Source organism: Aureimonas sp. AU4, assembly GCF_001463765.1.
Taxonomy (GTDB): domain Bacteria; phylum Pseudomonadota; class Alphaproteobacteria; order Rhizobiales; family Rhizobiaceae; genus Aureimonas.
Window position 1 is genome coordinate 97846 of sequence record NZ_BBWK01000014.1, and the last position, 12412, is coordinate 110257.

The following is a 12412-nucleotide window of genomic DNA, read 5'->3' on the forward strand; positions in this document are numbered from 1 at the left end:
TGCTCAAGGCTCCGTCGCGACCGGCCGCCTCCGGCCGTCATCGCGCGTCCGCTGGTGACGATAGGATGGGCTCGCGCGACTTCGCAAGACCATCGTCCGCGACCCGTCCGCGCTCGAAACGCACGATGCGGTCGAAAGGTTCGCCCTGGCCCGGCGAGGAGGCGACCCAGAACAGGCCGAAGGGCCGCGCGGGATCAGCCGCGCGCTCCAGGACGGCGGCGACGATGCGGGCCTGCGTGTCGGCGTCGAGCGCCGACAGGCACCGGTTGGCGACGAGGTAGTCGGGCGCCTTCAGGAGGGCGCGGGCGAGCGTCAGCTTCTGCTGCTGGCCGAGGCTGAGGCGCTTGGCGCCCGCGCCGAGATCGAACTCGAAGGCGGTGCGCAGCACCACCGCGCCGAGGTTCGACTCGCCGATCGTCTCGGCCAGGAGCTCGTCGATCCGCGCCGAGGCCTTGGGCGTTGCGTCCGCCACGCGCCCGAAGACGATGTTGTCCTGGAGCGTGGCGGCCGGGTTGAAGCTGTCCGGATCGTGGAACACCACGGTCTCGCGCACGAGCGGCGAGGCGATCTGGCGAAAGAGGGTCCGCGCCTCGACGACGCGCGCGCGCAGGCTCTCGTCCACGAGGCCGAGGCGGTAGCGCGGCTCGACATAGGAAAGGGCGAGGCGGATCAGCGAGCCCCGGTCCTCTCCGGTCTCGATCGGGCCGGTCGGCGTGCCGAGCCGCAGGACGAGCTGCCGGTAGAAGTCGATCTCGTCCGGCCGGATGATGTCCATGCGCCGCAGGAGGGGGTTGTCGGAGCCGATCTCGCCGAAGAGCTCGACGAGCGTGGTCGCGATCTGGAGGCCCATCGCGGCCAGCGTGTCGCCGAGGCCGGTCTGCTGCAGGACGCGCCGCGCGTCGGAGCGCACGAGAAGGCGGGTCGCCGCCGCCTCGTCCTCGCGCGAGGCCCCGAACACGATGTTCTCGAGGATCGTCGCGTGGCGAAGGAAGCTGCCGGGGTCGAAGCGCTCCACCGCGCCGCCCAGGCCCTCCTCGGCGAGCCGCGCGGAAAATAGCGCCCGGGCGGCCAGGACCCGCTCGCCGGCCTCGGGCGCATGGGCGTCTGGCACGCGCCCCGCCAGCCCCAGACGCCGGACGTCGCGCTTGAGGTCGACGATCGCGATCGCCTCCTCGATCAGCGCGATCTCGCGGTCCGGCTGGGCGGGCAGGACGGAGCGGTCGACCCAGTCCTCGCGCGCGTCCAGCGTCGTGTTGCCCGAAGCCGCCGCCTCGTGCCGCATCTGTGCCTCGAGGCGCGTCTCGGGCGGATGCATGCCGGGCACGGGATAGTGCATCAAGGGGTAGAGCAGCGCCTCGCGCAGCGTCGACTGCGGGTAGTAGGGAGCAGCCTCCGCATAGGCGAGACGCCGGCCCGTCACCGCCTCCGGCCAGCTGGCGAGCGGGCGCCCGGCGAGCTCGATCTCGCCGGTGGCCGGAGGGGCAAGGCCCACCAACGCCTCGGCGACGCTTTCGGCGCCCTCGCCGAGCGGGCCGAGCGCGGCGACGCGCTCGCGCAAGGGGAGCTCCAGCGTCACGCCGCTCGCCAGAACGGCGCCCGTGTCGTCGCGGATCGTGGCGTCGAGAAGCCGGAACCCGCCCGCCAGCTTCGACACGCCCGCCGCGCCCGCCGCCTGCGCGGCCGGGTCGACGAGGCCGCCGATCTCGAACTGCTGGGCGACCTGCTCGTACTTCACGTCGACGTCGAGCCGCATCAGGTCCCAGTCGATCAGGTCCTTGAGCGGCGAGGGCAGCTCGCGATAGGCCGCGATCACCGCCACCAGCTCGCCGATGTCGATCTCGCCCTTGATCGCGAAGTAGCCGCCGAACATGTAGAAGATGAAGGGCGTCGCCTGGCTCAGGAAGTTGTTCAGGAATTTGACGAAGAACTTCCACTGGTAGATGTCGAAGCGGATCAGGAAGATCCGGCCGAGCTGCTCCGAGATGCGCGCCCGCACGATGTTCGACGTGTCGTTGGTGCGTATCGTGGGCATGGACTCGATGATCTCGCCGACCGTGCCGGCCAGGCGCCGCGCCGTCAGCTGCCGCTCGCGCCCCAAAATCAGGAGCCGGCGGCGCATGCGCGGGATCAACACGGCCTGGAACAGCGTCACGCCGAGCGCGATCGCCCCGAGCGTCCAGCTCTGCAGGAAGATGAAGACCATCGCCGTCAGGATCTGGCTGGCGAGGTAGAGCGGCTGGACGAAGGCGTCGCCGATGAAGCCGCCGATCGGCTCCAGCTCGTCCTTGATCATGGAGGCGACCTCGGCGGGCCGCACGCGCCGGAACTGGCGGATCGGGAAGCGCAGCACCCGGTCCACCATCTCGTAGCGCATGCGCCGCAGCATGCGCTCGCCGAGTCGTCCCTTGTAGGTGTTGAGGTAGAACTTGAACGCGCCGTTCACGATCACGAAGAACAGGAACAGCGTCGACAGGACGAACAGCGCTTCCATGCGCTGGAGGGACGTGCCGTCGAGGAGAACCAGATGGTCGGGCCCGCCGAGAAAGGCCGGCAGCGGGAGCGTCAGCGTGAAGTAGCGCAGGCTCGCGCCCGCGCCCTCGAAGCCCTCGCCCTGGATCGGTCCGTTGATGATGAGCTTGGGCAGGTTCAGGGACAGGAAGAGCGGGATGATGGAGAGAAGCACCACCACCAGCATCCAGATCTGTTCCCGGCGCGTGTGGCGCCAGACGTAGCGGTAGAGGGAGGTGGCCATGAACGCTCGGCGCCGCTCCGGAATAGGCACGAGGACTTATTGGCCGGAGGAGCGCAGGAAGCGCCCGCCGCGTCAAGCGGAGAGCCGCCCCCGAGGCGCGGCGCTTGCGGGGCGGCGGGGGCCGCGTTAGGCCACGGGCGAACCCGTTTGGAAAACCGCGCGGCTCAAAGCGATGCCATCCGTCCCGCCGGCGCTTCGCCCGCCGATCAGCTTCTACGCGCCCCTGAAGTCGCCGGACGATCCGGTGCCCTCGGGCGACCGCACGATGGCACGCCTGCTTCTCTCAGCGCTCGAGCGGGCGGGCTTCGCGCCGGAGGTGGCGAGCCGCTTCAGCGCCTTTTCCGGCGACGGCGCGGCGCAGGCCGAGCTCGCCGCCGCCGGGGCCGGGGAGGCGGAGCGGGTGGCGGGGGACCTTTCGGGCCGCCCCGTCGGCTCACGACCGCGCCTCTGGTTCACCTATCACAGCTACTACAAGGCGCCCGACCTCCTCGGCCCCGCCGTCTCGCGCCGGCTCGGCATCCCTTACGTTCTCGCTGAGGCCTCGCATGCCGACAAGCGCGCGGGCGGCCCCTTCGACATGTTTCATCGCAAGGCGACGGACGCGGCGCGGGCGGCCGACCTCCACCTCGTTCTTGCCCGCCGCGACGAAACGGCCCTGCGCCGCCTGCGGGGCGACGGGGAGGGGATCGTGTTCCTTCCGCCCTTCGTGGAGGAAGCCGGATCGGGCGAGCCCGCGCCCCTCTTCGCGGCGGGTCCGCTGCGCCTCGTGACGGTCGCCATGATGCGGCCGAGCGACAAGCTCCGTTCCTACCGGCTCCTTGCCGAGGCGCTGGCGCGCGCGCGCTGCTCTTGGAGGCTGGAGGTGGCCGGCGACGGTTCGGCGCGCGGCGAGGTGGAGGCGGCCTTCGCCGGTTTCGGAGAGCGCGTGCGCTTCCACGGCCTCGTCGCCGATCCCGTCCGGCTCGCCGCGCTGGTCGAGGGCGCCGACCTCCTTGTCTGGCCGGGTGTCAACGAGGCTTTCGGCATGACCTATCTGGAAGCCGCCCGACACGGGCGTCCGGCGCTCGCCATGCGCTACGGCGGCGTGCCGGACGTGGTGGAGGACGACGTGTCGGGCCTTCTCGTCGAGCCGGAGGACGCCGGCGCCTACGCCGCCGCGCTGGATCGTCTGGCCGCGGACCGTGCCTGGCTCGCCCGGCTCGGGGCCGGCGCGCGGGAAAGGGTCCGGACGCTCCATGGCTTCGAGGCGGCCGCGCGGCGTTTGCGCGAAGCGCTCGCGCCGCTCCTGTCGCGAGGCGTCCCATGCGCGTCCTGATCGCGGTTACCCATCTCCTGGGCGTCGGCCATCTCGCCCGGGCGGCGCTCCTCGGTCGGGGCCTCGTGGCCGCCGGCCACGAGGTCTGCCTCGCCAGCGGCGGCCGACCGGTCCCGAACCTCGACGTTTCCGGCCTGGGTCTCGTGCAGCTTCCCCCCGTCCACTGCCGCGACGCCGACTTCCGCGTCCTGTGGGGCGAGGATGGCCAGGTGCTGGACGATGCGCTGCGCGGCGCGCGGCGCGAGGCGCTGCTCGGCGCCTTCCACCGCACCCGTCCCGACGTGGTGGTGACGGAAACCTATCCCTTCGGTCGCCGGTCGCTGCGAGCCGAGTTCGAGGCGCTGGTCGCGGCCGCCTGGGACCGGCCCGACCGCCCGGCGCTCCTCGCATCGGTGCGCGACATCCTGAACCCGCCCTCCAGGCCGGAAAAGGCGGCGTGGGCCGAGCGCGTCGTTGCGGAGCGCTACGACGGCGTCCTCGTCCACGGCGACCCAAGCGCCGTGCCGCTGGAGCGGTCCTGGCCGGTGGGCGAGGCTCTCCGCCCGCGCCTCCTCTACACGGGCTACGTCGCCGACCGCCCCGCGCTGCCCGGCGGGCCGCGCGGCCGGGAGATCGTGGTCTCGGGCGGCGGGGGCACCGCCGGCCTGCCGCTGTTTCGCGCAGCCGTCGCCGCCTCGCGCCTCGGCGGCGGGGAAGGGCCGCCCTGGCGCGTCCTCGTCGGCCACGGCGTGCCGGAGGCCGAGTTCGCCGCGTTGGCCGCCGGCGCCCACGAGCGGCTCGTGGTGGAGCGCGCGCGCCCCGACTTCCCGGCGCTTCTCGCCCGCGCCGCCGTGTCGGTCAGCCAGAGCGGCTACAACACGGTTTTGGATCTCTCCGCTGCCGGCACGCCGGCCGTCCTCGTGCCCTTCGAGGAGGGCTCGGAGCAAGAGCAGCGCCTGCGCGCCGAGGGGCTGGCGGCGTCGGGACGCGCCGTGCTCCTGCCCGCCGCCGATCTGTCGCCCGAGGCGCTGGTCCGCGCGGTGGAGACGGCTCGCGAACTTCCGCAAGGCGCCGGTGCGTCGGTGAACACGGAGGGCGTCGCGCGCAGCGTCGCGCTGGTCGAGGCGGCCGGCGCGCGCGCGCAGCAGACGGCGCAAGCCTGGGTCGCGCTCGGCTCGGCACTGGACGAGCGAGCGGCGTCCGGGCGCCCCGCGACCCTTTGGTGGCGCGACGACGACGCGGCCGAGCCCACCATGGCGCTGGACACGCTTCTCGCCCTCCATCGCCGGACAGGCGTGCCGCTGGCGCTCGCCGTCAGCCCGCACCTTGCGACGGACGCCCTGGCCCGGCGACTTGAGGGCGAGGACGCGGCGATCCTCGCCCACGGCATAGCGCACCTCAACCACGCGCCGCCGGGCGAGAAGCGGCGCGAGCTGGGGGGGCGTCCCGCCGACGAGATCCTGCCCGAGCTCGCCGAAGGGCTCGCCGCGCTCCGCCAACTCTTCGGCGCGCGGACGCTGCCTGTCCTCGTGCCGCCCTGGAACCGGATCGATGCAGGGCTCGTGCCGGGTCTGGCCGCGCTTGGCTATCGCGGCCTCTCGACCTTCGGCGCGAGATCCGGGGCCTCGCGCGACGGGCTCGCCGTCGCCAACACCCATTGCGACCCGATCCTCTGGCACGGCGGGCGAGGGCTGGCCGACGAGGCGGAAACGCTTCGGAAGCTTGCCCGTGATCTCGCTCGCGACGAGCCGGTGGGTCTCCTGACCCACCATCTCGTCCACGACCCGGCGGTCTGGCGCTTCGCGGAGCAACTTCTGGAGCGCTTGGCGGCCCATCCCGGCGCGCGGTTCGCGGACGCCCGCGAGGTGTTCGACCTCCAACCCCCACACGAGGAGGCGCCGCGATGAGCGAGGCCCCGACGAACCCCCATGCCGCCGAGCTTCTCGCGCGCATCCGCCGGCGCGAGGCGCGCGTCGGCATCATCGGGCTCGGCTATGTCGGCCTGCCTCTGGCGCTGGCGCTCTGCCGCGCCGGCTTTCCGGTGCTCGGGTTCGACATCGACGAGCGCCGCGTCGCGCTCCTGAACCGGGGCGAGAGCGGCATCCGCCACATCGCCTCCGACGCGATCCGCGAGGCGATCGCCGAGAACCGCTTCGAGGCGACGGCGGATTTTACGCGCCTCGGCGAGGCGGACGCCGTCCTGATCTGCGTGCCCACCCCGCTCACGCGCCAGCGCGAGCCCGATCTCGGCTTCGTGGAGCGCGCGAGCCGCCAGATCGCGCAAGTGCTGCGGCCCGGCCAGCTGGTCGTCCTGGAATCCACCACCTGGCCCGGCACGACGCTCGAGGTCGTGAAGCCGATCCTGGAGCGGGGCGGCGAGCGATCGGGCGAAACCTTCTTCCTTGCCTTCTCGCCGGAGCGCGAGGATCCCGGCAACCCGGACTACGGCACGCGCGACATCCCGAAGATCGTGGGCGGCGACGGCGCGGACGCGCTTCTTCTCGCCGACGCGCTCTACGGCGCGGCCATGGCCTCCACCGTGCCGGTCCCCAGCCCCTCGGTCGCCGAGGCCGTGAAGCTCACCGAGAACATCTTCCGCTCGGTCAACATCGCCCTCGTGAACGAGCTGAAGGTCGTTTACGACGCCATGGGCATCGACATCTGGGACGTGATCGGGGCCGCCGCCACCAAGCCCTTCGGCTTCATGCCCTTCCAGCCGGGGCCGGGCCTGGGCGGCCACTGCATCCCGATCGACCCCTTCTACCTCGCCTGGAAGGCGCGCGAGTTCGAGGTGCCGACGCGCTTCATCGAACTGGCCGGCGAGATCAACACGGCCATGCCCCGCCACGTGGTGGACCGCCTGGCCGAAGCGCTCGACCGGCGATTCCGGCGCGGGCTCAACGGGGCCGAGATCCTCGTGCTCGGCGTCGCCTACAAGCGCAATGTCGAGGACACGCGCGAGAGCGCCTCGTTCCGCCTGATCGAGATCCTGGAGGACCGGGGCGCCGTGACGCGCTACCACGACCCCCACGTGCCCGAGATCGGGCCGACGCGCGAGCACGCGGCGCTCGCAGGCCGTCGCTCGGTCGAGCTGACGCCCGAGACGGTGGCCGGCTTCGACGCGGTGCTCGTCGCCACCGACCACGACGACGTGGACTACGCGCTGGTGGCCCGCCACATGCGGCTCGGCCTCGATACGCGCAACGCCTTTGCCAGGCGCGGGCTCGACCTCGGTCGCGTCGTCAAGGCCTGACGGGCGGCGTGGCGGCGAGGCTCTCGTCCAGGAGCCGCGTGAGCGTCGCGATGCCCGTGTCGAGCGAGAAGTCGCGGCGAAGGCGCTCGAACGCGGCGAGGCCGAAGCGCTCGCGCGTCGCCGGGTCTGCGATCGTCTCGCCGAGCACCCGTGCGAGAGCCTCGGGCTCGGCGGGCGGGACGAGCCGGCCGGTCTCGCCGTCGGTGACGAATTCCGGCACGCCCGCGTAGCGCGTCGACACGATGGCGAGCCCTTGGCTGGCCGCCTCCATCAGGACGTTGGGCAGCCCGTCGCGATCGCCCGCGTCCCCTTCGCGGCAGGCGAGCGCGAAGAGGTCGGCCTCGCGCAGCGCCGCGATCACCGCGTCCTGCGGCTGCGAGCCGCGCCATTCGATGCGATCCGACAGGCCGAGCGTGTCCGCCTGCGCCTTCAGCGCCGTCTTGAGCTCGCCCGAGCCGACATGGACGAGGCGCCAGTGCCGGTCGGCGGGAAGGCTTGCCAGCGCGCCGAGAAGGTCGCCGAACCCCTTCTTGGCGACCATGCGCCCGACCGTCACGATCCGCACGGGGTCGGCCGGGTCGCGCCCGTCGCGCGCCGCGGCGCGCTCGGGCGGCGGGGGAAAGCGCGACAGGTCGAGCCCGTGATAGGCGAGGCGCACGCGGTCCGGGTCGCCCGGCGGCGAGAGGCGCCGCAGCTCCTCGAATCCCTGCCGCGTGCAGGTCACGCCGAAGCGGCTTTCGGCGATCTTCTCGCGCTTCTCCCAGTCCGAGGTGGTCCAGATGTCCTTGGCATGGGCCGAGAAGCTGAACGTGCCGGCGCGAAGAAGCGAGGCGTAGCGCGCGACCGAGGCGGGCGTATGGAGGAAGTGGACGTAGATATGGGGAAGCGCGGGGTCGAGCTCGCGCGCCAGGACCAGCGCCTGGCCGAGCCGGCGCATCCGGTTGGGCGAGGGGTCGCGCCGCAGATCGCGCAGCGCCGCCCGCAGGAAGGCGCGCCATCCCGGCAGGCGGCGCGCGTGGAGGAGGCCGCGCAGGACGCGTAAGGGCTGGCGGTAGAGATATTCCGGCAGGTAGTGGACGCTCGCCCGGATGCGCCGGTGCAGCTCGTGCAGCGCCCCGTCGGTCGGCTCGCGCAGGGACCAGATCTCGATCGCGAAGCCCGCCGCCTCCAGCGCCAGGATCTCCTGCGCGACGAAGGTCTCCGACAGGCGCGGATAGCCCTTCACCACGACCGCCAGATGCCGCGCCGGCGCGCCCGGCAGGGCGGCGTCGCTCTCGGCCCTCATGCGCGGACGGCGCTCAGCCCGGCGCGCTTCGTTTCGGGATGCAGGAGGGCATGGGTCGCCTCCTCGATCCGGTCGAGCCCGTCGAGAAGGCCCGGCGGGAAGCTCGCCGAGGGCAGGGGCTGGCGGGCGAGCGCGCGGATCGCCTCGGCCATGACGCGCGGGTCGCGCCGCCCGCCCGGCTCCAGCATGGCGCCGTCCAGCATGGCGACGAGGCCGAGCTCGGCGGCGCGCTCGGCCCGGATCGTCTGCTCGAGGCGCGGCGTGCGGCGCGGCACGATCAGCGCGCGCTTGTCGAACGACAGGATCTCGCAGAACGTGTTGTAGCCGCCCATGGCGATCACGCCCTCGGAGCGCTGCATGAGATACTCGATCTTGGTGTCGAAGGTGATCGCGTCGACGCGCGGAAGCTGCGCGATGCGCTCCATGAAGGCGGCCCGGCGCGAGCGGGGAATGAAGGGGCCGAACACCAGAAGCGCGCCGAGCGGGATCTCGCCGTCCGCCTCGTAGGCCGAGATCACCCAGTCGATGAGTTCCTCGCCGTCGCCCCCGCCGCCCGTCGTCACCAGCGCGAAGGGCTCGCGCGTCAGGCGCGGATAGCGCGTGGTCTGGGGGCGGGGCGGCAGCTCGCGGCGGATATAGCCGGTGTAGTTGATGCGCCGCGCCACCGCCTCGGGAAGGTCGAAGGGGGCGAGCGGCTCGTGGATCTCGCGCAGGCCGTAGATCCAGATCTCGTCGTAGAAGCGCTCCAGCGCGTTGAGCGCTCCCTTGCGCCGCCACTCGGGCACGATCACCTCCGGCTCGTCCAGGATGTCGCGAAGGCCGAGCACGATGCGCGTGCCCGCCGCGCGCAGGTAGGCGAGCGTGTCGAGCAGCTCGTCGCGGAAGCCCGCCGGCTCCTTGTCGACGATTAGGATGTCGGGCTGCAGGCTGCGGGCGGTCGCCATGATCACGGCCGCGCGCATCGCCACCGTTTCCTCGAGGTCCAGCGAGAGGCTGGAGGTCGAGTAGGTGCCGTCCGGCAGCTTCACCACGCCCGGCACGCGCACGAAGTCGATGCCGTCGCCGAACTCGAAGCTGCCGATCATCGGCGAGCCCGAGATGATCACGATCGAGGGCCGCCCGAGCCCGGGGGCCAGGCGGTTGGCGATGGCGCGGCATCGCCGGATATGGCCGAGCCCGAACGTGTCGTGGCTGTAGATGAGGATGCGAGGGGCCCGCGCGGGTTCGCGTCGATCGGCCGGAAAGGGCGAATTCAGCATATGCGGATTCTCGAAGCTCGTCCTGCCGTGCCCGACCGTTTGCACCCATACTACGCCGCTTGGGGCCGGACGGGAAATCCGGTCTGCACAGGAAAACGAAAGCCGGGCTTTCGGCGGCCTTACGTTTGATCAACCATGTCCCTGAGGGGCTTGGTCACATCATTCCCCTAGCGTGCGCTGCGTCATGATCGCCTCGCTCGTCTCCCTGGCCGCCGACCATTCCCTCGGCTTCGTCGCGGCCGCCCTGGCCATCTGCCTCGTCGGCGGCTGGCTTCTGGCCGACATCATGCGCACAGCGAGCGCGACGCGCGCGCGCTACCAGCGGCTCTGGCTACCGGGGCTGGCGCTGGTCGCGGGCGTCACGGTCTGGACGACGCACTTCATCGCCATGCTCGGCTACAGGCCGGATCTCCTGCTCGGCTTCGACGGGGCGACCACGCTTCTCTCGGCGATCGCGGCGATCGTGGGGGTCGGCGTCCCGCTCGCGCTCTCGGTCCGCGTCGAGCACTTCGCGATTCGGGCCGCGCTCGGCGCCCTGGCCGGGCTCGGCATCGGGGTGATGCACCAGACCGGCATGGCGGCGATCGAGGGGTGCCTGCGCGAGACGCCGATCGCCGTGAGCGTGGCCGCGTCGGGCCTGGGCGCCGCCTGTCTGGCGCTCGCGCGCGGACGGCCCGCGATCGGGCGCTCGCGCTGGCGGACCTGCGCGCTCTTCACGCTCGCGGTGACCGGCGCCCACTTCGCCTCGCTCGCCGGCACGACGATCACCGCGATCGACGGCGCGCGGGAGGGGGCGGACCACGGCATCCTCCTCAGCCTCTTCACCGCGATCGGCGCGGCCGTCCTGTTTCTGGGCGCCTTCGTCACGATCCTGGCCGCCAAGCGGTTCGACGCGCAGGAGCGGGCCCATTCGGCGATCCTGTCGACCGCGCTCGAGAACATGTCGAACGGGCTCCTCTACTTCGACGAGCTCAGCCGCCTGCAGCTCTTCAACCATCGCTACGCCGAGATCTTCGAGGTTGACGCCGCCGTCTTTCGCCTCGGCATGTCGCCGGGCGAGGTGATCGGCGCGATCGGCGACGCGAAGGGCTGGAGCGCCGAGCGGCGCCTGCGCGCCTGCGCGCGGGCCGAGGAATGGATGGGCGGAAGCCATCAGACGCTGTTCGACTACGTGATGGACAATGGCCGCACGATGGAGATCGAGCTGCGGCCCGTGGCGACGGGCGGCGTGGTGATGACCTTCGACGACGTCACCAAGGATCGCGAGGCGCAGCGCCGCATCGCCGAGCTCGTGTTCCAGGACCCGCTCACGCGCCTCGCCAACCGGCGCGCGCTGCAGCAGCGCATGGAGGAGAACTTCCACCCCAAGCAGCGCTTCCAGCTCCTGATGGTGGATCTCGACCGGTTCAAGGCCGTCAACGACACCTACGGCCACGGGGCGGGCGACGCGCTCCTGGTGCAGGTCGCGCAGCGCATCCTGGCGGTGGTCGGGGCGTCGGGCTTCACCGCGCGGCTGGGCGGCGACGAGCTGGCCATCCTCGTCCACGACGAGCCGGCGCGCGCCGTCGAGATCGCCGCGCGCATCGTCGAGACCGTCGCGCGGCCCTTCGTGGTCGACGGGTTCAGCGTCTCGATCGGCTGCAGCATCGGCCTGTGCGGCTCGGCCGAGGCGCGCGACGCGACGGAGCTGCTGCAAAGGGCCGATATCGCGCTTTACGAGAGCAAGCGCCGGGGACGGGGGCGCGTGTCCAGCTATCGCATCGGCATGCTGGAAGCGGTGGCCGAGCAGCAGGTGCTCGAGAACGACCTGCGCACGGCAATGGAGCGGGGCCAGCTGCACCTCGCCTATCAGCCGATCCTGTCGCTCGAAGCGGATCGCGTCAGCGGCCGCGAGGCCCTGATCCGCTGGGAGCACCCGCTCCACGGCGCCGTCGAGCCCGCGCGCTTCGTGCCGCTCGCCGAAGAGACCGGCCAGATCATCGAGATCGGCCGATGGGTCCTCGAGGAGGCGTGCCGCGAGGCCTCGACCTGGCAGGAGGGCTTGAGCGTCTCGGTCAACGTCTCGGCCGTGCAACTGCGCTCGCCGCTCTTCCTGTCGCACCTCACCCAGGCGCTCAACCGCAGCGGACTGCCGGCCTCGCGCCTCGAGATCGACATGACCGAGACGGCGATCGTGGAGGACGGGGCGCAGGTCGCGGGCGTGCTCCATGCCGTCCGCCAGCTCGGGGTGCGCGTGGCCATGGACGACTTCGGCACGGGCAACTCGTCGCTGGCGCACCTTCGCGACTTTCCGCTCGACCGCATCAAGATCGACCCGCTCTTCGTCGCGACCGCCGACAGCGACCGGCATTCGCTGGCGGTGCTGCGCGGCATGACGCAGATCGCGCGCGACATGCGCATCGAGATCCTGGCCGAAGGGGTCGAGACGCAGGCGCAGATGGACCTCGTCGCCGCGGTCGGCTGCGACGCGGCGCAGGGCTTCCTGATCGGCCGCCCCGAGCGGCTGGAAGCCGGGCGCGGGGCGCTCGCCCGGCACGGCTCGGCGGCCTGACGGGCGCGGCGCGATCCC

7 protein-coding genes are annotated in these 12412 nt (G+C 72.2%); 4 read left to right on the forward strand and 3 right to left on the reverse strand.

Going from position 1 to position 12412, the window contains the following annotated elements:
* Positions 1-37: 37 nt before the first annotated feature.
* Positions 38-2752: an ABC transporter transmembrane domain-containing protein gene (locus tag AUL35_RS05550; RefSeq protein WP_062012859.1), complete on the reverse strand. Its 2715-nt coding sequence runs from the start codon at positions 2750-2752 to the stop codon at positions 38-40.
* A 172-nt stretch (positions 2753-2924) separates the two neighbouring features.
* Here AUL35_RS05550 and AUL35_RS05555 point away from each other — a divergent pair, with 172 nt between their 5' ends.
* From AUL35_RS05555 to AUL35_RS05565, 3 genes are read left to right on the forward strand one after another with little or no spacing between them, the layout of a single operon-like run.
* Positions 2925-4067 carry a glycosyltransferase family 4 protein gene (locus AUL35_RS05555; RefSeq protein WP_062012861.1) on the forward strand — a complete coding sequence of 381 codons (1143 nt, stop codon included), beginning with the start codon at positions 2925-2927 and terminating at the stop codon, positions 4065-4067.
* Positions 4055-5953 (forward strand): glycosyltransferase, encoded by a 1899-nt coding sequence (locus tag AUL35_RS22010; RefSeq protein ID WP_062012862.1) that lies wholly within the window; start codon positions 4055-4057, stop codon positions 5951-5953. The genes AUL35_RS05555 and AUL35_RS22010 overlap by 13 nt, the downstream gene beginning before the upstream one ends.
* On the forward strand, positions 5950-7299 hold the full coding sequence (locus AUL35_RS05565) for a nucleotide sugar dehydrogenase (protein WP_062012864.1): 1350 nt from the start codon (positions 5950-5952) through the stop codon (positions 7297-7299). Before AUL35_RS22010 ends, AUL35_RS05565 begins: the two co-directional genes overlap by 4 nt.
* Here the strand turns inward: AUL35_RS05565 and AUL35_RS05570 are convergent.
* A complete protein-coding gene (locus AUL35_RS05570) occupies positions 7289-8584 on the reverse strand; it encodes a glycosyltransferase family 4 protein (RefSeq protein WP_062012865.1) in 1296 nt (431 codons plus the stop codon). The two genes, AUL35_RS05565 and AUL35_RS05570, sit on opposite strands and share 11 nt — an antisense overlap.
* Positions 8581-9843: a glycosyltransferase family protein gene (locus AUL35_RS05575; protein ID WP_156417852.1), complete on the reverse strand. Its 1263-nt coding sequence runs from the start codon at positions 9841-9843 to the stop codon at positions 8581-8583. Before AUL35_RS05575 ends, AUL35_RS05570 begins: the two co-directional genes overlap by 4 nt.
* A gap of 184 nt (positions 9844-10027) precedes the next feature.
* Here AUL35_RS05575 and AUL35_RS05580 point away from each other — a divergent pair, with 184 nt between their 5' ends.
* Positions 10028-12394 carry an EAL domain-containing protein gene (locus tag AUL35_RS05580; RefSeq protein WP_062012964.1) on the forward strand — a complete coding sequence of 789 codons (2367 nt, stop codon included), beginning with the start codon at positions 10028-10030 and terminating at the stop codon, positions 12392-12394.
* The last annotated feature ends 18 nt before the right edge of the window (positions 12395-12412 follow it).